The 19,849-nt window shown below is 67.3% G+C and carries 14 protein-coding genes and 6 pseudogenes; 9 read left to right on the top strand and 11 right to left on the bottom strand.

The features are described from left to right. Positions 1–25: 25 nt before the first annotated feature. Positions 26–1,216, top strand: coding sequence for an FAD-dependent monooxygenase (locus ACFYRX_RS07670; RefSeq protein ID WP_389097399.1), 1,191 nt, complete (start codon positions 26–28; stop codon positions 1,214–1,216). A 127-nt stretch (positions 1,217–1,343) separates the two neighbouring features. On the opposite strand, the gene ACFYRX_RS07665 is transcribed toward ACFYRX_RS07670, so the two are convergent. Continuing rightward, a complete protein-coding gene (locus ACFYRX_RS07665; protein WP_389097398.1) occupies positions 1,344–1,478 on the bottom strand; it encodes a hypothetical protein in 135 nt (44 codons plus the stop codon). A 132-nt stretch (positions 1,479–1,610) separates the two neighbouring features. On the opposite strand from ACFYRX_RS07665, the gene ACFYRX_RS07660 reads away from it, so the two are divergent. Next, positions 1,611–1,832 carry a helix-turn-helix domain-containing protein gene (locus ACFYRX_RS07660; protein WP_389097397.1) on the top strand — a complete coding sequence of 74 codons (222 nt, stop codon included), beginning with the start codon at positions 1,611–1,613 and terminating at the stop codon, positions 1,830–1,832. A gap of 135 nt (positions 1,833–1,967) precedes the next feature. On the opposite strand, the gene ACFYRX_RS07655 is transcribed toward ACFYRX_RS07660, so the two are convergent. The 5 genes and pseudogenes from ACFYRX_RS07655 to ACFYRX_RS07635 all read right to left on the bottom strand — a co-directional run bounded on the left by ACFYRX_RS07655 (position 1,968) and on the right by ACFYRX_RS07635 (position 5,976). Continuing rightward, complete coding sequence (locus ACFYRX_RS07655) at positions 1,968–2,327, bottom strand: hypothetical protein (RefSeq protein ID WP_389097396.1); 360 nt, start codon at positions 2,325–2,327, stop codon at positions 1,968–1,970. A 489-nt stretch (positions 2,328–2,816) separates the two neighbouring features. Further along, positions 2,817–4,251 (bottom strand): annotated as a pseudogene (locus ACFYRX_RS07650) (IS1380 family transposase). A 93-nt stretch (positions 4,252–4,344) separates the two neighbouring features. Next, positions 4,345–4,557 (bottom strand): annotated as a pseudogene (locus ACFYRX_RS07645) (MFS transporter); the annotation flags it as partial. A gap of 27 nt (positions 4,558–4,584) precedes the next feature. Next, entirely contained in the window at positions 4,585–4,746 is a 162-nt protein-coding gene (locus tag ACFYRX_RS07640) for a group II intron maturase-specific domain-containing protein (RefSeq protein WP_389097584.1), read from the bottom strand. A gap of 918 nt (positions 4,747–5,664) precedes the next feature. After that, on the bottom strand, positions 5,665–5,976 hold the full coding sequence (locus ACFYRX_RS07635) for a hypothetical protein (protein WP_389097395.1): 312 nt from the start codon (positions 5,974–5,976) through the stop codon (positions 5,665–5,667). Between the two features lie 192 nt (positions 5,977–6,168). On the opposite strand from ACFYRX_RS07635, the gene ACFYRX_RS07630 reads away from it, so the two are divergent. Next, the gene (locus ACFYRX_RS07630) at positions 6,169–6,714 is read left to right on the top strand and encodes a hypothetical protein (protein ID WP_389097394.1); all 546 of its coding nucleotides are present in this window, start codon (positions 6,169–6,171) and stop codon (positions 6,712–6,714) included. A gap of 382 nt (positions 6,715–7,096) precedes the next feature. Here the strand turns inward: ACFYRX_RS07630 and ACFYRX_RS07625 are convergent. After that, positions 7,097–8,202, bottom strand: a pseudogene (locus ACFYRX_RS07625) (IS701 family transposase). Positions 8,203–8,982: 780 nt separating this feature from the next. On the opposite strand from ACFYRX_RS07625, the gene ACFYRX_RS07620 reads away from it, so the two are divergent. The 3 genes from ACFYRX_RS07620 to ACFYRX_RS07610 all read left to right on the top strand — a co-directional run bounded on the left by ACFYRX_RS07620 (position 8,983) and on the right by ACFYRX_RS07610 (position 10,164). Next, complete coding sequence (locus tag ACFYRX_RS07620) at positions 8,983–9,264, top strand: hypothetical protein (RefSeq protein ID WP_389097393.1); 282 nt, start codon at positions 8,983–8,985, stop codon at positions 9,262–9,264. Between the two features lie 337 nt (positions 9,265–9,601). Further along, positions 9,602–9,802 carry a hypothetical protein gene (locus ACFYRX_RS07615; protein ID WP_389097392.1) on the top strand — a complete coding sequence of 67 codons (201 nt, stop codon included), beginning with the start codon at positions 9,602–9,604 and terminating at the stop codon, positions 9,800–9,802. After that, a complete protein-coding gene (locus tag ACFYRX_RS07610; RefSeq protein ID WP_389097391.1) occupies positions 9,799–10,164 on the top strand; it encodes a hypothetical protein in 366 nt (121 codons plus the stop codon). Before ACFYRX_RS07615 ends, ACFYRX_RS07610 begins: the two co-directional genes overlap by 4 nt. A gap of 1,101 nt (positions 10,165–11,265) precedes the next feature. On the opposite strand, the pseudogene ACFYRX_RS07605 reads toward ACFYRX_RS07610, so the two are convergent. After that, positions 11,266–11,662 (bottom strand): annotated as a pseudogene (locus tag ACFYRX_RS07605) (transposase); the annotation flags it as partial. A 374-nt stretch (positions 11,663–12,036) separates the two neighbouring features. Here ACFYRX_RS07605 and ACFYRX_RS07600 point away from each other — a divergent pair. Next, positions 12,037–13,005, top strand: a complete 969-nt coding sequence (locus ACFYRX_RS07600) for a transposase (protein WP_389097390.1) — start codon at positions 12,037–12,039, stop codon at positions 13,003–13,005. Between the two features lie 408 nt (positions 13,006–13,413). Here ACFYRX_RS07600 and ACFYRX_RS07595 read toward each other — a convergent pair whose 3' ends face one another. The 3 genes and pseudogenes from ACFYRX_RS07595 to ACFYRX_RS07585 all read right to left on the bottom strand — a co-directional run bounded on the left by ACFYRX_RS07595 (position 13,414) and on the right by ACFYRX_RS07585 (position 17,446). Then, positions 13,414–13,566 (bottom strand): hypothetical protein, encoded by a 153-nt coding sequence (locus ACFYRX_RS07595; protein WP_389097588.1) that lies wholly within the window; start codon positions 13,564–13,566, stop codon positions 13,414–13,416. Positions 13,567–13,636: 70 nt separating this feature from the next. After that, positions 13,637–14,158, bottom strand: a pseudogene (locus ACFYRX_RS07590) (YoaK family protein); the annotation flags it as partial. 171 nt (positions 14,159–14,329) lie between these two features. Beyond that, positions 14,330–17,446 (bottom strand): S8 family peptidase, encoded by a 3,117-nt coding sequence (locus ACFYRX_RS07585; RefSeq protein WP_389097389.1) that lies wholly within the window; start codon positions 17,444–17,446, stop codon positions 14,330–14,332. A gap of 762 nt (positions 17,447–18,208) precedes the next feature. Between ACFYRX_RS07585 and ACFYRX_RS07580 the strand changes: the two genes are divergently transcribed. Then, positions 18,209–19,354, top strand: coding sequence for an ISAs1 family transposase (locus ACFYRX_RS07580; protein ID WP_389097388.1), 1,146 nt, complete (start codon positions 18,209–18,211; stop codon positions 19,352–19,354). Beyond that, a pseudogene (locus ACFYRX_RS07575) lies at positions 19,321–19,607 on the top strand (maturase); the annotation flags it as partial. The gene ACFYRX_RS07580 and the pseudogene ACFYRX_RS07575, both read left to right, overlap by 34 nt. Positions 19,608–19,849: the final 242 nt, after the last annotated feature.

Genomic DNA, 19,849 nt, shown 5'->3' with positions numbered 1-19,849 from the left:
AATGCAAGGTGGCCGGGTTGCTGTCGTGGGCGGCAGCATAGCGGGATGCGCGGCGGCACTTGCGCTGCGGCGGGCGCGGGTCGAGGAGATCACGGTGTACGAGCGTGCGGCGGTCCGCCTGGCCGACCGCGGGGTCGGAGTCGCTGTGCACAATGCCCGCTACGCGGAACTGGAGTCGGCCGGATACCTCGACACCTCCATACCGTTTGTGCAGATCGCCCGCAGCCGCTGGTACGTCCGTGACGACACGGCGCCGCGCAGCCCACTGGGCCGCGAGATCGGCGTGATGCCCTCCCCCTTCCGCACCTACAACTGGGGCTTGCTGTGGGATGGGCTGTACTGCCGGGTGTCCGAGACGACGGACTTCCGGCCCGGCTCGGCGGTCGAAGCGGTCAAGGCGACTCCGGAGGGCGCAGAGGTGCACACGGACGGGCGCACCGAGCACTACGACGTGGTGATCGGCGCGGATGGCTACCGCTCAAGGGCGCGCGCGGCCATTTCCTCCGATGCCCGCCCCGGGTACGCCGGATACCTGGCCTGGCGCGGCGCCTACTCGTCGAGCCGGCTGCGCGACGCGGAGCTGTTGGCCGAGGATGAGGGCGCCTACGTCCTCTTCCAGGGCGGCCATCTCGTGGTGTACCGCATCCCGGATGGGGCCACTGGCGGTCACCGCGTCAACTGGGTCCTGTACTCGGCGCCGCCCCCCGGCCTGGACCAGGGTATGCACACACCCACGAGCCTGCCCCCGGGCACAGCGGGGGACGGACTGCGTGCCCATCTAGCTTATGTCTGCGCCGAGTTGCTGCCGTCCTACTGGGCCGACCTGGTGCGGGCGACAGTTTACGATGAGCTGTTCGTGCAGCCTGTCTATGACTTCACGGCACCCCGTCACGCGGTAGGCAGGATACTGCTCATGGGCGACGCGGCCACGGTCGCCCGCCCTCACACGAGCGCTGGCGCCGTCAAGGCGCTGCAGGACGCCACGATCCTGGAGACAGTGCTGACGCAGACGGCCACCTGGTCTGAGGCCCTGGCCGCATACGATAGCGACCGCGTATCTTCCGGCCATGCCATGGTCGACCTGGGGCGGCGGCTCGGACGGGCACTCGTCACAGAGACCCCGAATTGGCAAACGTTCGATCAGACGGGCCTGGAAACCTGGTGGAGGCAAGCGACCGGGACGGGCCAGTTCGGTGGACGGCAACTGACGCGCTAAGCGGGCCATCTCAAGAGGTTGGTGCCGTGGCTGTAGGCGACCGATCCGGTGTGTCCTCCTGCTCGGCAGCGAAGGGATGGTCAGTCGCCCGTAGGACGGGCGACAGGTGTGTTCAGAACAATCCGCATCAGGTCGTCTCGCTGCCCAGCGGTTGGCCAGGGCAGCGGAAGTGCACGAACCGGGTGGTGCCGCCCTCGTCCGCACTGCTCAACCTGCCGGTGGTGACCAGCTCCAGCACCACCGCCGAGAAGCAAATGTCCACTCTCACCGTCCTGGCGGACTCGCCGACGTGAACGCGTTACGCGACGCCGCCAGCAACTGCCTGCGCCCCTACTGACTTTGTTGGCGTGATGTCGTAGCTGACGAGTCGTGGTTTCGGCGGTACGCCGGTTGTATGAGGTATGTGCAAGGGGGGGGCCTGACCGCGGAGCGGCAGGCGTTTCGTGAGCACATTCAGTTGTGGGCGGCCGAGTTGTTCGACGGTGGGCACGGAAGTGCCGCGATCGCCAGGGAGTTACGTGTCAGTGTGCGGTCGGTGCAGCGGTGGCGCCGAGCCTGGAAGAGGGTGGGGAGCGTGCTCTGGCACCGAAAGGGCCGGTGTCCAGACCCAAGTTGAGCGAGGCGCTGTTCGTGGTGCTGGAGGGGGAACTCGCGCGGGGGCCGATGGCGCACGGCTGGCCGGATCAGACCTGGACGCTGTCGCGGATCAAGACCCTGATCGGACGCCAGTTTCACAATATCAGGCGACATATCAGGCGACAGCAGGATAGCTCTTGCCGCGGTAGGGGCCAAATCCCTGCACTTCGAAGATGTCCTTGGCGAAGGTGGCCCCTGTGGCCAGCGCCGCACCGGCCACCTCACCTCCCTCATCCAGCCGGTTGAACAGCCGGATGAGCTCGCCTTCCGCATCACTGACCGGTCGGTCCTTCTCCTGCTCCAGGGCATCGGCGAACCGCCCGCGGAGCTCGTCCGGGGTGCGGTAGGAGAACTCGTCCGCCTGGCCCCGATGTTCGAAGTGCAGGGTGTAGACGCCGGGCTGCAACTGCGACTCAAAGGCGTGCACCGCGCTGGTGGACTCGAAGCCGGCGAAGCGCACCTTGGGTGCGTGCACCGTTCCCTTGCGCCCCTCGTCTCCCAGACGTGAGCGGGGGAGAACAGGTAGGGGCACACTTGCGCCGCGTAGAGTGCGTACACCTCGTGCACCGGTGCCTCCCGTTGGTGACGGAGGAAGGCAACGGCCCGTCCTGGAAGACCATCTGCCAGCGCGGCTCGTCCGCGAAGGGCACAGCGCATACCGCACACCAGTCGAACGCTGCCAAGGCCAGCTTCCGCCCGATCAGCAGTGCTGACGCGGCCGAGTAGTTCGTGCGGGGTGTGCATCTGGACGACGGTGCTCCGGGAGACGACGGAGACGGTGTCGGCGGTGCCAGCGATGACGAGGAAGGCCTAACCTCGCCGTTTCAGTTGAGGCGATGAGGCGTCGCTGAGGGGCTACTGTCGGGTGGTCGATGCGATCTTGGTGCTCGGACATGGCGGAGTCCCGGCGCGGTGGTCGGGTTCTCCAAGGTCCTTCGGGTCGTGGTGGTCCAGGGTTCGCCGGTCAGCCGGCGGGGCGGGGCAACGCGGCGAGGCGATGGAAGGCCGTGGTCAGTTCGTGTCTCCAGGGCCAGGTCGCCGATATTCGCAGGCGCAGGCGGCGGCCGCCGCGGGTGAGGCGTGCGGCGACATGCAGCAGCCGGTAGCGGAGCTTCTTCGGTTCGGCGGCGGCCAGTTCGCCGTCCAGGAGCAGGACGCGGGCCCAGGCCAGCAGGTCGATCGCGGTGAGGCTGAGTTCTAGCCAAACGGTGTTGATGCCGAAGTGGCGGGAGGGGAAGCGGCCGAAGCCTGTGGTCTTGCGCACCGGATGTGGTCCTCGACGGTGGCATGCCCGCGGTGGCGGACCTCCAGGAACTGGGCGGAGCCACCACTGGAGTAAGGGGTGTCGGTGAGGAATACCTGGTGACGCAGGCCCTCGTCCTGGTCGAACAGGGACAGTTGGGCTCCGGGGTGCGGCCGCTCGCGGCGCACGATGATGCGGGTGCCGGCCGGGTAGCCGGCCAGATCGACCATGCCGGTCAGCTCGGCGACCTCGGCGCCATCACGCAGGGTGCCGTCCTGGTCCAGGGCGGGATGCCAGACGCGGTCGGGCATCGCCCGGACAGCGCGGCGGACCGGCTCGGTGATGGCGTATCCGACCGAGAAGAAGGTACGGATTCCTCGTTTCCTCACGTCGCGGACGTGGGCGAGGAAGGCTTTCGCGGATCCGGCACTGTCGGCGCGGATGAGAATGTCGGTGCCGTGCCGGTGAGCGTCGGGGATCTGCGCGAGCGCCTGGTCGAAAACCACAATGTGATCGGCGGCAGTGTGGCTCCGGAGTTACCGGACCGCAGCCGTCCCGACACGGCCTCGCCGGTGTTCGCCAGGAAACACAGCAGCGGATGGAAGCCGAAGCCGCCCTTGTAGGTCGGGGCGGCCTGTTCCTTTTCCGAGTGGCAGGCGACCAGCGTGGCGTCGAGGTCCAGAACCAGGCCGGGAAGCTCTCGTCCGCCGACCCGAACAGCAGGTATGCCCTCGCCGGTCTCGGCGGCCTGCATCCAGGCCACTTCCCGGGCTGAAGCGCGGGCCGCTCGCAGTGAGGCGAGTGCAGCCTCATCGATGTCGGCGAGCAAACGCCAGGCCGTAGGTGTGGAGGCGACCGGGCCGAACACCTCGCACTGGTCCCGCAGCACGGCCAGATCCGCGATCGCCTCACCGCCGTCGGCGAGCATCACCGCGAGATCGGTGGCGACCCGTCCCGGGTCCTGCCCGGTCCCGCGCGGGCGAAGCGGCCTGAGAGCGGCGGAATACGCGGCACTCAGCCCTGTCGCGTCAGCGAGATCCACCAGCAACCGTGCCCCGGCATGCCCGACCACCCCCGAACCATCAGCACTGACATGGATTTTGGGACGCAACCCGATAGCCTGCACGTAGAAAGTGCCCTCCGCCTGGACCGACAGAACCCCTCAGCAAGGTTCATCGTCCCAGGTCAGGAAGGCACTTTCGCGTTTCCGCCCCAAAGCCAGCCGTACCCGAGTGAAACGGCGAGGCTAACCGGCCCAGGGGTTGGGCGACAGTCCGAAGAGCGTCAACGATGCGCCCCAGGCGGCGGATCCGCCGAGCATGACCAGGCCGGGGCGAGGGAATCGTGTGAAGGTTCCGGAAAACAACGACGCTGCAACGCCACCGACGGCGATGGCCGTGAGGAACATTCCGAGAGTGCGGGGGTTGCCGCCGAATCGTTCGGCGTTGATCAGGGGGAACAAACCTCCATCCCTGGTCACAGAATCCCTTCAACTGGCTGCTGGGGATGCTGTGTTTGCGGCGGAGCCAGATCGCAACCGGTGCCACGTGTGGTGGTCGACCGTGTTGAAGGTCCGCTTCGCCGCGCCGTGACGTAAGTAGGTCGCCCATCCGGTCAGTGTCCGGTTCAGACCCTCCAGGAGGGTGGCCAGACTCTGTCAATCCCCCCCCGCAGCGTGGAGAGTTCCTACGCCGCTTCTTGCAAGACCTGCTCGGCCCGGTACTGCCGTTCGAACTCCACCGGGCTGACGAACCCGCACAGCGGACCGATTCAACTGGCTCATGGGGCCGGCTGGACGCTGATGGAATCCGATGCCCTGTGGTGGAACGTCAACAGCGCGGCTTTCATGCGCCGTTGAGACCAGAGCCAGGCACTGGAGGGATGCCGCAGGCGGTCGCCGTTCTTGCCTGGGGCCCTTTTCCGGTCGGCCAGGAGTTCGAGAGTGGGGGTCGGTCTTGATCTGCGCTAACCCCCCACGCTTTCCGGCAGCCTTGCGACCGTCCGTCCGGTCGCGTCCGCGGGCCGCAGAACACCTCGGTGTCCATTGCCCCCGCACCCCATTACGGCTACATTGTAAACGAATTGTGGGGTACCGGCCCGTGGCGACCCCTTCGTGGCGCCGCGACCTGCGTGACGGCAACCGGAAGCAGCCCATGGCCAAGCTTCGCGCCGCCACAAAGGCACCTGGTGCTGCCGCGACTCGCCGGACAGCCCGTGGGCGTACCGCCATGTGTCAGGCCGAACACGAGGAGCGTGCAGGAATGTCGGCACAGCAGAAGGTCGCCGAAGGCCGCTCTGCGCCGGTCGTGACCCTCGACCTCGTCGGCAGCCGGGCGGAGACAGTAGAGGTCACGTCGGGCCTCTCGTCTGAACTCGCCACGAGCCAGAGACTCCCCGGAACCTGCTCAGCCGCTGGTGGATAGCAGTCTCCAACTGCTTCTGGTCGCCTCCGTGAAGCGCCACTTCGTCAGGAGGACCGTCCGGATCGAGGGCGCCGCTCTGAGGCTGTTCGGGCCTCACGCGCTTCGTCGCGCGAGATCTACCGCCACCTCAAGCCCCTTGGTGACCTCTAACCAGAATTAATCTGAAATATCATGATGTGACTGGTCTGCTTCAACCAGCTGCCGCCTGGCGCCGATTGGATACCGGACAGGGCGTCGGACACCACAGTTGTCCGCGCAGGGCGACTGCGCGGCACGTAGGTGGTGCCGCAAGAAAGCGAGAAGCACGTGCGCACAAGACTCATGCGGTACGCCGTCGTATCCGCCGCCGCCGTCATGGCGGGGGCCGGTGTGCTCGCCACTGCACCGCAGGCCGCCGCCAACCCGCCGTCGGGCACGAACATCCGCGGCAAGGAAGCCTTCGACACCGACACGTTCATGGACCGGTTGTGCGGTGACATGAGCGAGCGGGACAAGGCGTTCGTCTACAACATCCACACCATGGAGAGGTCGTTAACTCCTCCTCGGCCAACGAGAAGAAGCCGTACTACCAGCTTGTCGCCGGCAGCTCTCACCAGGCGTCCACTTCCGCGCCCCACGGCTACCACTGGGCACTCACGCCCGGCTGGGAGGTGTTCGGCGGCAACTGCGAGTACCCGCAGTCGTCCTCATGGACCTGGTACGACTCCGAGCGCAAGGTCTCCAACGACACGGTGACCAACTGCGGCAGCGGCACGGCCAGCCTCGCGGTCAACGAGTCCTACGCGACCACACGCGCCTACACCATGACGATCGGCGCCAACACGAAAACCTCCGCCAAGGTCTCTCAGGTCTTCACCTCCGAGATCGGCGGCCACTTCGGCTACTCCTGGGCCATCTCCACGACTCACACGCTGGGCCGGCAGGTCACCATCACGGTCCCGCGAGGCCGGCAGGGCTATATCAACGCCCGCCCGCTGAAGCGGACCGTGCGCGTCAACCCGGTCTTCCACGTCGTGAACTACATCTGGAGCGACGGCAAGTCCGAGTCCGGCACGACCGTCCACAACTGGCGCGGCCGCGGCTACGACCGCATCTGGTCGTACGGCTACTACGTCGACGGCAAGGCCGACGTCCTCAACAACGACGGCACTCCCGCGATGGACTACGTGACCCGTGACAAGGCGGGCCACTGCTGAGTCAGGCCCCGGAACGAGGCGAGGGTCATCCGGTGGAGCAGAGAACGCCTGATGGCCCGCGTCCCGTGAATGCCCCGCGTCACCACCGTTGCCAGGGCTGAGCTACGGCTGCGCCTAGCGCCTGGTGGCGCGGTGTCGATGCTCTGCTCGATCACGTGCCGCCCGATCCGGCCCCAGGCTCCCGTTCCTGGCCCCACGGTGCGGGTGACTTGCAGGGCAGGGCGCACGGTCTTTGCGTGAAGCGGATCGGTCCGGTTCGGTGCAGTCATCCGTGACGTGTCGTCATGTCCCGGTCTGGGGGCGGTAACAGAGCAGGCACGGCGGCGGTGATGTTGTTCCATCTCCGGTGGGCTTCGGCGGCTTGGTGTTGGTGGTGGCGGCGTCAGGCGGACCAGTGCAGGAGGTGGTCGCGTCGGGGGCGGGGCAGGGCGGTGATCCTCAGGAGTCGGAGCAGTTCGCGGCCGCTGGCCGGGACGAGTTCGCTGCCGGTGGTGGTGGTGTGGGCGCGGGTGACGGCCAGGACAGCGGCGGCGAGCAGGCTGATCAAGGTCCAGCGCATCCAGGAGTTCCAGCAGGTGGTCTGGCCCTGGTCGAGGCCGCAGACGCCCTTGGAGGTCTGGAAGTCCTCCTCGACGCGCCACCTGCGGCACACCACATCCACAAGATCGGCCAGGGTGACGGGGGTGGCGGAGTGGCAGCGGTAGAAGGAGAGTGCACGGGTGTAGCGGTGGCGGCGGACCAGGACGGTGGCGTGCCCGGGCCGGTGTCCGTCGGGGGTGTCGTCGGGGTGGATGTCGAGCATGGCCCAGTCGTAGTGGCGGTCGCCCTTGAGGCCGTGGCCGGTGCGCAGGCGCATCCAGTTCTTCTTCGGGACGCGGGCGGCGAGCTGGGTGACGGTCAGGCGGCCGATGGCGCTGTACACACGGTGGTCGGTGCGGACGGCCAGGGCGTAGTCGAAGCCGAGTGCGCGGGCCGTCCGGCGAAGCTCCTTGCCTCCGTAGACCTCGTCGCCGGCCAGCCAGCGGGCGTTGATGCCCAGGTCGCGGGTGCGGGCGAGCAGGGCGCCGGCCAGCTGCGGCTTGGTGGCGAACATGACGTCGTCGGGAACATGGGTGAGCAGGCGTCGTTCCTCGTCGGCGGCCACTCGGCGCCCAGGTACAGGGCCCGGTCGATCGGGGCGTGCCCGTGCCGGCCGGCGTAGGTGAGGTGGACGGCGACCTGGCACAGACCGATACCGCCCAGTGCTCCGGAGTATTGGCGGGCCGCGCCGACGCAGTCCGTGGAGGACTTCTCGTCCCCGGTCTCGTCCACTATCAGCACCACGTCCGGATCGGCGAGTTCACCGGCTGCCCAGACGGCGATGCGATCCCGGGCCAGGTCGTGGTCGACGGCAGCGCGGGACAGGAAGTGCTGCAGGCGGTGCGGTCCGCGGTGCCCGAGGGCTTCGGCAAGGGTCCCGCAGTTGCGGGTGTCCAGCTCCATCGGCATGGCCTCGGTCATCTCCCGTGTCAGGACCCGCGGTTCACGGCGTTCGAAGCAGTCCGCGATCTCTTCGGTCACCGCCCCGAGCGCCGCCGTCCACACGCGCTCGGCTAACGTGGCCTCCATGGTCACTTGTTCTTGATACGTCGTCACCAACGTTCATGATCACGGTGGTCGTGCCCATGCCCACCGGTGCCCCCGGACATCCAGCTGACCGGCAGCGACGCCCTGCACCGCCATATCTGCAGCTGTCGTGACTGTGTATGTGGTCCTTTCCACCGCTGGTTATACACCTTCACAGGTTTTCCCCAGAGTTGGTGCTTGTGTGGCTGGACGGGCTGAAATGCGGGCGACTTACCGGCGTCTTCTTTCTGGTGCTGTCCGGCTTCTCTCCGGCGCGCCACGAATCTCGTCGGGTGCGTCGGAGAATTCCTGCCTTTGCGCATAACCATTAACCCACCGACACGAAACCCGCACATCGCAGTGAGGGGAACGAGACTGCTCGGGCCGTTCCTTGCAGTAGGTTTGGGAAACAGCGTAGCCGAATCCGGCCGTTGTCACTCCTGCGACGGAGCAGGAGGACCGCACAGGAACTCGGGCAAGTTCTGCGATGCCTGGGTTCCTGTCTAATGACAGTGAGGATCCATAGTGTTTCTTATGAAGTCAGGGTTGAAGAAGGTGTGCAAAGTCGCCGCGGTAGCTGCGCTGACGGGCGCAGCACTCGGAGTGACCGGTGTCGACAGCGCGTCTGCTGGGACCAGCAAGGGACACTTGATGCTGGGCGTCGTGCCGTCGTCGCAGTGGACGGGGACGACGTACGCCTACCCGCACAGCGCTTCCTACGTCGCGGGTGGCACCAGGCATTGCTACAAGGTGAGCGCCGGCGCCTGGACCACGACGGACCAGCCCGGTACCTTCTCGCAGGCGATCACGCTCTACACGTCCAGCGACTGCAACCTTGAGAATGAGATCGGCTGGAAGAACGTTCCGGCTGATAAGAGCAGCAACGATAACTACTGGTACTCGATAGACCAGAGCGGCATACAGCCCCCGAGTTGGAACGGCTGAGTAGGACGGAGCTCCGGTAGGACGAGGGTTGTCACACCAACTCATGTCTGCCGGAGCTTCGTTGCCGGTCGAGTCTGCCGTCCCTGATGCCTTGTTGTCCGCGTTCGGAGGGCTGGTGTCGGCGGAGTTGCCGGTGCGGGCGACGCCTCATGTGCTGAGGGGCCTGTCGGCGTGGTGGGGGCAGGCCGGGGACGGTCGGCAGGAGCCGGGGCGGTTGTATCCGGAGCCCGGCGTCCGGGCTTCGGATACAGCACGGCCGTCAGGACGGATCACCATGTCACCGCTTCCGCCGGCATGTTCACCGCCGCCGAACTCGCCCAGGAACGCCTGGGCACGCATGCGCACCGGCCACGGACTCAAGGGCGACCGCCAGCACGACTGGGCCCTGCTTGACGTACCCGCCGACGCCACCCCCACCGGACACGCAGCCGGCCGCTCCCACCTGGTCATCCGCCGCCACCGCTACACCGGCGAACTCTCCTTCCGCCGCTGCCATTCCGCCACCCCCGACGGCCCCTGGCCACACTCGTCGACGTGATCGGCTGCCGTTGGAAGATCGCAGAAGCTTTCCAGCTCGGCAAGAGTGCCTGCCGCCTCGACCAGGGCCAGACCACCTGCTGGAACTCCTGGCGCTGGACCTTCAGCAGCATGCTCGCCGCCGTCCTCGCCGTCACCCGCCCGCGCACCACCGCCCAGGCCACCAGCGGCCGACTCGTCCCGGTCAGCGCCCGCGAACTGCTCCGCCTCCTGAGGATCACCGCCCTGTCCCGCCCCCGACGCGACCGCGACCACCTCCTGCACTGGTCCGCCTGGCGCCGCGAACACCAGCACCGTGCGGCCGAAGCACACCCACTGCAACAATTTCACAGCCGCCGCGACGACATGACACCACCGGAGTGATCAGGAACTACAGCTGCCGTGACGGACCACGCCGCCCGCCACCCACACCTGTTCCACCCGCACCGCATCGAGGTGCGGAGACCCGATCCGTACGAGGTCATCACACTCGCTGACAATGCCGCGTCCTATGGCGGAGCGTCACCGGCGCACAGTGGCACACTCCAGCTTCACGGAAATCTTGCCAGGGCCACGATCTCCTTGTACGCCGACATGAGGCAGGTCGAGTGCGGCAGGATACGGAACCAACAGGGCTCCTGCGCTGCTGAGTTGACACGTCGAACACCTCTCTCAACGGCACGGGAGCCCTGTCCGTTGCGCACACCCCCGCATGACCCCAGCAGCACTCAAAAGGTGGCCACGCCGAAAAGGCTCCGTGAAGGAATTGAGGTCATGCCTAACTTTCAGTCAATTAACCAAGTTTTAAGCAGAGTTGCCTTGCTTCCGTATCCGGCCTTCCGTAGTGTTCCCATGCCGAAAGCAAACGATGCAAGCTGCGCTTGGAATGGGCCTTTCGTGTCTGGGCACCGCAAGCGCACGGCTAGTCGCATACCGACGCAACTCAGATCACGAATTACTGCTTTGATATAAATGGAATCTCACGTGAGAGTTTATCGCAGGCGGCAATTCCCAGGAAGGCGCACTTGAGATGTCTACTCGTCGATTCAAGCGTATCAAGAAGATCATGATTGGCGCTGCGGTCTCAGGTGTCGCAGGAATGCTAGGCGTAGTCGGGGTGGCTGTTCCCGCGAACGCGGCGGCCGGAGATCTCGGGACTTGGGTCCTCACGGTCCATGTCAAGTCGTCGAGCGCAAGCACTCGTTCCATGGAAATAATTTGGGTAGGCTCTCAGTCAACATCAACAGCGGTTACACGGTGCGACAATATTGGCCCGGGCCAATCGCAGACCACGAACCTTACCGGGATACTCGGTAAGCCAGCGGAAGTCGTTTCATACACCGAGAAGGGCTGCGCTGGAAATCCGCGGCAGATAATTGAATTTTATGCACCAAATGAAGCAGGTGCGACAGTTACCAAGAGCTTTAGCTACTGACCTTTTCAGGTTGGGTTCGGTTGGTGTGCAGTGATTCCTAATGTGGTCTGTCAAGCCGCGCGTGCGGTGGGCGGCGTGGCTTCATACGTTCGTCCATCCCGCAGGAGGGCCCAGAGGACGTTGACGCGTCGGCGGGCCAGGGCGAGGACTGCTTGGATGTGTCGCTTTCCTTCGGCTCGCTTGCGTTTGTAAAACCGGCGGAACTCGTCGCAGTGGCGGATGCTGAACAACGCGGATATGTAGAAGACGCGTTGGAGCCTGCGGTTGTAGCGTCGTGGCCGGCGAAGATTGCCACTGATCTTGCCGGAGTCGCGGGGAACATGCGACGCCACCGAAGCCGGCGAGGCGGTCTGGGGCGCCGAAGGCGGTCATGTCGCCGCCGGTCGCAGCCAGGAACCTGGCACCGAGGATCATGCCCAGGCCCGGCATGCTGGTGATCACCTGCGCCGGTGTGCGGACCGGACGGGGCTGACGGACGCGCTGGTGAAAGTGCTGCCGTCCAGTACCGTGGCCGGCTGGCGGGACCGCGCCGGGGTGCTGGTGCACCTGACCGTCGCGATCGTGCTCGGCGCGACGAATCTGTCGGAGGCCGAACAACTCCAGCTCTACCACCGGCCGCTGTTCGGGCCGTCGGCCTCGGGCTCCACCGCTCGCCGCACTCTGGCCGCGCTCGACGAGACAGTCCTGGCGAAGATCGCAAAGGTGCGGGCGCGGGTGCGCCGGCACGTGTGGAGCCTGCTGCACTTACGACCGTGCGGCTTCCCCTGGCTACAGCAACGGTGGCGGGCAACGGCTGACCGGCTGGATCGTCATCGTCCTCGATGCCACGATCATCACGTCCGCGTCCAAGAAGACCGGGGCAGCGGTCACCTTCAAAAGGGACGTTCGGGTTTCATCCGCTGGCCGCGTGGTGCGCGAACACCACCGAATCGCTGGCGATGCCCCTGCGTCCGGGGAATGCCGGAGCAAACACGGTGGCCGACCACATCACGGTGCTCACCGGCGCCCTCGCCCAGATCCCCTGCTCCTCGGCCGCGAAGATCCTCGTCCGGGTGGACGGGGCCGGGGCCACCCACGGGCTGCTCGAACACCTCGAAGCGCTGAACACCACGCGGCGCACGGTCCGCTACACGGTCGGCTGGAAGATCACCGAAGACGACGAGAAGGCCATCGCGAAGCTGCCCGGAAGTGCCTGGGAGACCTCCGTGCACCAAGACGGCAGCCTCCAGGAGGGCTACTTCGTCGCGGAGTTGACCGGGCTGAACACCCGTGAGAGCTGGCCGGAGGGCATGGGGCTGATCGTGCGCCGTGTCAGGCCCACCCGCCGCCGCCTGAAGAAACTGACCGGCTTCGAGAAGAAGACGGGCTGGCGGTACTGCATCACCGCCACCAATATCCGTCACATGTGGGGCATCGCCGGCTCGGGCCACAGTCAGTTCCTGGATGTTTTGCACTACTCGCACGCCGGAGTCGAAGACCGGGTCCGCACCAACAAGGCCATGGGACTGGACAATCTGCCGTCCGCCTCCTGGGAAGTGAACCGCGGCTGGATGCTCGCTGCGAACCTCGCGAGTGATCTCGACGCCTGGGTGCGGCTGCTGGCCCTGCACGACATCGACGGTCTGGCCGGCGCCGAACCGGACACCATGCGCTTCCGCCTCTACCACCTGCCCGCCCGCCTCGCCGACCACGCCCGACGCCGATGGCTGCGCATCGACGCGACCTGGCCCTGGGCAAAGGCGTTCACCACCTGCTGGCAGCGGCTCACCGTCCTTCCGGCTGTCACCTGACGGCCGGGCACCGCCGCGGCAAGGACCAGGAAGAAGAAAACCAGCAGGACTCCGGGCCCGTGGAACCCGGCGCACCCGCGGCGTCACGCGACGGCCCACCTCGCACGACCCGAGGAGATTACGGGCGAACTGCCGAGCACGTCAGCCACCGAACCCCGCTGGCGAATCGAGGATAACCGGCGATCCCGCGCTATGTTGCCCCGCTATTTGTGTGCCGGTGATCAGCGTGAACGGCTGGCTGCGACCGCTGGAGCGGCTGGCGGGCTGGCGACAAGGCGCGCCTCGATCTGACACGTGTGCAGATGGTCTCCTCTCAATTTTGTGCGCTGCGGCTATTTCCGAGGGGTTGCACAGGTGGGCGGCTGGGCGAGTAATCGGCGTTCGGAGCATCCGCCAGGTTCGCGGTCTTCAGCGCCTTCGGCTGCTGAGCGACGTAGACCGGGGAACCCCCGGCTTGATCCCGGCCCGCTCGGCCTCATCCTTGATCGCCTGCCGTCGCTCGCCGTCGTTCATGCGAGCCTCGTGGCTGCGGTAATAGCCGTGCTCGCCGAAGAACGGCACCTTCTCCTCGTCCGGCAGATCGATATGGAGGCCGGGTTCCAGCTCGTCGATCGAGGGGACACGTCCGTCGGCCGCCGCCCGTGCGGGAGTCGTCAGCGAGGCCGGTGAGTCATCGTCAGGACCGTCGTCGTCAGGTCGGGGACGCTCAGTCTGCGGACCGTCGCGCTGCGCAGGCCCATCGCGACGGCCGTGACGGCGATCATGGCGTAGGCGGTCGTGGTGGCGTGGGGCGCGGCGAAGGCGACCGCCGCCGACGAGCCCAGCAGGACCGCCTAGGCGGCGAGCGTGAGCCGTGCCCAGGTGCGGAGTGAGCCGCAGCCGAGCCGTACGGCGTGCGCCCGCCCGCCGCCGCGCCCACCACGAAGGACCCCAGCGACGTGAGGGTGTGCGGCACCGAGAAGCCGGGCGCGCCGGCGGCGACGAAGCCCAGTAGCACCACGTTGCCGGTCATGTTGGCGGTGAAGACGTGCCCGAAGCCGAGATAACTCACCGCGTCGATCAGGCCGCTGACCACGGTCAGCGCCAACAGGACGGGGACCAGGCGCAGTCCACGGTCCTTCACTGGCGGTTCGCGGTCCTCCGAGGTGTCCATGGGGCCTCCGGCGGCTGGGCGGGTGAGGTGCACCCCGGTTCACCACGGGGCGCGGGCAGATCCGGATCCTGGGTAGGCCCGGGCTCTGGGCAGGCCCGGACCTTGGGCAGGGAAGGCGGGCACGGGCGAAGGCGGCGGCCCCGGGGTCGGGGGCCGCCGCCTCTTCGTGCCTTACGGCGTGACGGTCAGGACCGTCGTGCCGACGGTGCCGGTGCCGTCGCCGTACTCGACCACGCCGAGGTACTCGCTGCCGGGTGTGAGGTCGCGCCAGGAGACGGTGGTCTCGACGGTGTCGCCCGCAGCCACCTGCTGTTCGGCCGGGGTGGCCGTGGCCGTGTGGTCGGGCCGGGTGTCCGGGCCGACCAGCCAGGTGTGCAGGGTGTACGTCTGGCTGGTGACGCCCTCGGGCATGGCGTACTGGTTGACGTACACCTCGTAGGTGCCCGGGGTGAGGTCGACCTGCTCGTCGTTGCCGTCGTCCGGGTTCGACAGCAGGTTGCCGTCCTTGTCGTACACCCACAGGTCGACGTCACTGCCCGCCAGGTGGTCGGCGGAGCGGAGTGCGACGCGGGCGAGGGTGGTGCCCTCGGGGACGGTGATCTCGGTCTTGATCGTGGAGGGCGCCAGCTGCGCGGGCGGCGGGCCGAAGTCGGGGTCGGTGCCGGTCAGGGTGCCCGTCTGGGTGGTGCCCGCGTAGAGGCCGTTCACCTTGGTGGTGAAGGTGCCCTTCCAGCCGGCCTGCGGCGTGACGGTGACCGAGCCGGTCGCGTCCTCGCTGGTGGCCGTGGCCGTGGCCGGTGCGGTGAGCTGTACGGCGCGCAGGGCGACGGTGCTGCGGACCCGGTGGTCGTCCTTGTCGCTGAGGGTGACCGAACCGTAGGCCCAGTCGCCGTAGGCGGCGTCGGTACGGGTGAAGGTCACCTTGTACGTCGCCGATCCGCCCGCCGGGACGACCAGCAGCTTCGGGGTGACCTCGGCCTCGTAGCCGTCCGGGGTCTGGAGCTCGGCGGTGTAGACGCCGGTGGTGGCGGTGACGTTGGTGACCGTGCGGGTGACCGTCTGCTTTCCGGTCAGGTCACCGACCGAGATGTTCGGGGTGTTGAGGTCGCTCGCGTCGGTCTTGCGGGCGGTGGCGCAGGCGTCGCTGCCGTCGCCGGTCACCGGCTCGTCGCCGAGGGCGCACATGTACGACGTCCAGTCGGCGGAGTGGGAGTCGTAGACCAGGCCGGGGTCGTCGGCGGTGTTCGGTACGACGTGTCCGGAGCCGTAGTCGAGCGGGGTGGCCGGGCCGTCGACGTTGGTGCGCGCGATCGGCTTGCCCTCGTTGTCCTTCGTGGTCGCGGTGGTCATCAACGCGGACTTGATCTCCATGGGGGACCAGTCGGGGTGCAACTGCCGCAGTAGCAGGCCGAGTCCGGCGACGTGCGGGGCGGCCATGGACGTACCGGACATGATGCCCTGCTCGCCCTTGAAGGTGCCGTCCTCGCCGCCCGGCGTGGTGCCCGCGACGATGTCCATGCCGGGGGCGGTGATGTCGGGCTTGAGCTGATCGCCGCCGCTGGTCAGGTCCGGGCCGCCGGAGGAGAAGCCGGCGACCTGCGGAGCCCGCTGGTGCACGGCCTTCGCGGCGCCGATCGCCGCTGTGGCGCCGGTGGTGCCGGCGTACGCCTTGACCGCCTGGCCGTCGGCCGGGTTCAGGTAGGCGGTCGGAATGGTGTGGGCGTCGGCGATCGTGTCGTCGGCCTCGCTGGTGTAGTACAGCACCATGCCGACGCCTCCGGCCGCCTTCACCGCGTCGCTCTTGGCGACGCGGTCGTTGTCTCCGCGCACGCAGACCACGATGGCGCCGGTGACCTTCGCCGGGTCGAGGCTGTCCGCCGTGCAGCGCCCCGCCGAGGTGGCGTCGACGCCGTCGCGGGCGGCGTTCGCGCCGTCGACGAGCGGTGCGGACGGCACGGCGGTGGCGTTGACGCCGACACCGGAGTAGGAGACGCCGTTGCCGAGGGTGACCTTCGTGCGGTAACCGAGGTCGTGGCTGGAGGCAGCGACGGTGGTCACCCACGGGACGTTGTTCTCGACGGTGCCGCGCCCGGAGTTGCCCGCCGAGGTCGAGACGAAGACGCCCGCCTTCGCGGCGTTGAACATCGCCGTGTACTCGGGGATGTCGGTCCGGCTGTCGGAGCCGCCGCCGATGGAGTAGTTGATGACGTCGACACCGTCGGCCACGGCCTTGTCGTAGGCCGCGGCGATGTCCACCGCCCAGCAGCCGTCGTGCCAGCACACCTTGTAGGCCGCGATGCGGGCGGCGGGGGCGAGCCCGGATATCCGGCCGGATATGGCGGTGTCGGGCACGGTGGCCGGCACGTCGTAGTTGCCGGCTGCGGTGGTCGCGGTGTGCGTGCCGTGGGAGGAGGAGTCCATCGGGGACGCCCAGTCGGTGTCGGTGGGGTCGGTCTCGCCCTTGTCGAAGTACTGGGCGCCGATCACCTTGTTGTTGCAGGTGACCCGGTGCGCACTGTCCTCCCCCCGGTCACAGCTGCCCTTCCACTTCTTGGCTATGGCGTCGGCGTCGGAGAGGGGCTCCGGGAGTGCCGCGAGGGAGGGGTTGTTGGTGTCGATCCCGGTGTCGAGGACACCGATGATGAGACCCCGGCCCGCGTTCGCCTGTCCGCCGGGCACCTTGGAGTAGAGCCCGCCGGGGTTCTTCAGTCCGAGGAACTTGGCGGTGTCGGGGACGGGGAGGGTGCCGGAGGCCGCCTTGTTGGAGGACGTCCCACCGGAGGAGTCGGCGGCCGTGGCGTGGATGTCGGCCGTGGCGTTCGTGTCCGTCTCCGCGGTGGCGGTCACCTGGCGTCTCTCGTTGCGGGACAGCGAGACGACACCCTCGGTGCGGGCCAGGGTGTTGGCCTGACGGGCCGTCAACTTCGCGGCGAACCCGTTGAGTACGTACTGGTAGCTGTACAGCGGCCGGACGCCCGGCACCTCGTCCAGTACCTTCTCGCGCTGCCGCTTCAGGTGGCCGACGTAGTCTCGTACGGCCTCTGTCCCCGTGTTCAGCCGCTTGCCGGGCGCGGGTGCGGTCTTCGAGTACGTGGCGACGGGATCGCCGGCGATCTGTACGAGATAGATGCCGGCGGAGTACGTCCCCGCCTGCCGGGCGCTGCCGGCCTGTGCGGCCTGGGAGAGTGGGCTGTAGGCGAGGATCATTCCTCCGGCGAGTGCCGGGGCGAGCAGAAGGGCTGCTCGGCGGCCGACGCTACGGCGTCGGCCGGGGTGTTGCTGGGGCAAGGTGGTGCCTTTCCCGAAGGAGTGGTCAAGTCCCCGAGGTCAAGGTCATTTTGTGCCCGCGAGGTCGCGGTGAGAAGGCTGGAATGATTGAATCATCAGTAACTGCACGAGTTCTTCACGGAGTTCACGGATTACTTTCCACCTAGCGACTGTTCGGTCCGCCGGGCCCGCCGTGACCATGCGCGAACCTGCAGTAACTGACCCTGGACAAAGCTGGGTTACAGCCGGAGTCGCAGCGGAACCGGCTAGCCTCGCTGTTTCGCGCGCCCAGCAGACTCGGAGGTCTTCGTGTTGTAGTTGATCTTGAGTCGTAAGCTCGTTGTCGCCTGCCGGTGGAAGTCCGGTCCGGGTAGCTGCCAGGAGGCCCGGTGGCAGACTGGCGGCGTCGGGGGGAAACGCCCGGCGTCGAAGCCCAGTGTCGAAAGCCCTGCAAGGGGGAGCGAGGCAGCGGTCCGTAGCATCACGCGAAGTCTGCGGCGTCGATAGAGGCCCGCCTTTCGGGGCGGGGACAGGGCAGGGCTGATGCGTTCTCAGGTGGCGAGATGAGGGGTTCGCCCTGGTGTGGTGCGGGGTGGCTGATGTGCCCGACTGGAAATGACGAACGCGACTCCCGATGATCAAGGTTATCGAAGCCAAAGATCACGAACAGGGGTCGCGTTCGCGTGCCATCTTCCCTGGATCGACGCCCTCGCGCGCCACCACGAGGACGTTGACTTCCCATGCCCGCTCATCGAACTGCCCGGCCTGTGCACACTGGCCGACGTGCTGGACCAGGTGCCCGACCCGCGCCGGGTCCGAGGCCGCCGCTACCGGATCGGTTCCCTGCTCGCCCTGTGCCTGGTCGCCGTCCTCAGCGGCACAAAATCGGTGGCCGCCATCGCCCGCTTCGCCGCCGACAGCGATTGTGACCTGCGCACACGCCTCGGACTCACCTGCGCCACGCCGAACACCACCACCCTGGGCCGGCTGCTGGCCCGCCTGGACGGCGACGCGCTGGACGACGCCGTGGGTACCTGGATCGCCCGCTACGCCACCGACCCGGCCGACGAACCCGGTGACACCCTGGTCGGCCTCGCCGTCGACGGCAAAGCCGTGCGCGGCTCACGCACCGACGACAAGGCCGTCTACCTGCTCGCCGCCGCCCTGCACACCTCGCAGACCGTCATCGCCCAGCGTCAGATCCCCGCGAAGAGCAACGAGATCCCTGCCTTCGCCCCGCTGCTGGACCGCATCGACCTGCGCGGCACGGTGGTCACCGCCGACGCCATGCACACCCAGCGCGCCCACGCCGAGCACATCATCGCCGCCGGCGGCCACTACCTGCTGGTCGTCAAGGGGAACCAGTGCGCCACGAGGCGCTTTGACACATCCCCGCTGAAGGCGGGACAGGCTCGAAGGGGGGTCTGCTGGGTCCGATGGCTTACCTGGATCCGAAAGGTGAAGGGGACCAGAGCATGCCAGGAAACCGGCGACCGGGCCCAGGTGCCTGGGGCGGTGCGTCGGGGGACCCGCGCGGTATGGCGAAGGCTTGATTCCTTGAACCCCAATCTCCAGCGGCAGCAATTTACTGCGACCGGAACGGCACCTGAAACCGGTGCCCGTCGTGACCGGGGACGTACTGGTTCGCCCTGGTCAACCTTCGCGGCGGGAGCGATGCCCAACGAGGGCATTGAAGGAGAGGAATGGGGCGCCTGGGTCGCGCTGATCGTGTGTCAGAGACGAACGTGGGATCACCGTCCCAGTACGGCTGGCGGTGACGGAGTGCCCGTAGTAGTCGCCGGAGTTACGCCCGGCCGAGGAGAGCGGGAAAGCCGCTCGCAGGGCGAAGGGGCACAGGTGGTACGGACACCGGCGACACCGGGGAGGTATGCGAAATGCAGAGCGCTGACACAGTGCTCGGTGTCCTGAGCGACAGGGGCAGACGCGGTCTGTCTCTGGAACGGTTGTATCGGCAGCTGTTCAGTGAACAGCTGTTTCTGATGGCCTACGGGCGTATTTACGCCAACGGCGGAGCGATGACGCCCGGGGTCGACGGGGAGACACCCGACGGGATGAGTCTGGGGAGATCATCGGCCTGTTGAAGGCCGAGCGTTACCGGTTCTCCCCGGTCCGCAGGGTGCGCATCCCGAAGAAGAACGGAAGTCTGCGGCCCCTAGGGCTGTAGAAGACGCTGTTGCGGGAGGACGCGGTCATGGTGATCTGCCGGCCGTCCCGGACGTGTAAGGCCCCACAGACGCAGGTCTTCTCCGGCCGGCAGCTGTAATCGATCTCGGATCTGATGCGGTGCCCGTCCGGTGCCCAGCCTGGTGCGGGAGGGGAGACTGAGTTGGTCGGGTCGAGCCTGTGCGACCTGGCGTACGAAATAGTTTCGTTTCTCTTGCTGCTCGGGGTATGGTCGTCAAC

Origin of the sequence: Streptomyces sp. NPDC005374 (assembly GCF_042872225.1) — a bacterium.
Classification (GTDB): Bacteria; Actinomycetota; Actinomycetes; order Streptomycetales; family Streptomycetaceae; genus Streptomyces.
The sequence above is the reverse complement of the archived record's forward strand: the minus strand, read 5'-3'. Positions and strand labels throughout refer to the sequence as shown.

Excerpts from the sequence above, each read along its gene's own strand:
- ACFYRX_RS07660 (WP_389097397.1), top strand. The coding sequence starts at position 1,611 with ATGAGGTATGTGCAAGGGGGGGGCCTGACCGCGGAGCGGCAGGCGTTT.
- ACFYRX_RS07635 (WP_389097395.1), bottom strand. The coding sequence starts at position 5,976 with ATGAACGTGTCGGTGTCGAAGGCTTCCTTGCCGCGGATGTTCGTGCCC.
- ACFYRX_RS07615 (WP_389097392.1), top strand. The coding sequence starts at position 9,602 with ATGCGCACCGGCCACGGACTCAAGGGCGACCGCCAGCACGACTGGGCC.
- ACFYRX_RS07600 (WP_389097390.1), top strand. The coding sequence starts at position 12,037 with ATGCCACGATCATCACGTCCGCGTCCAAGAAGACCGGGGCAGCGGTCA.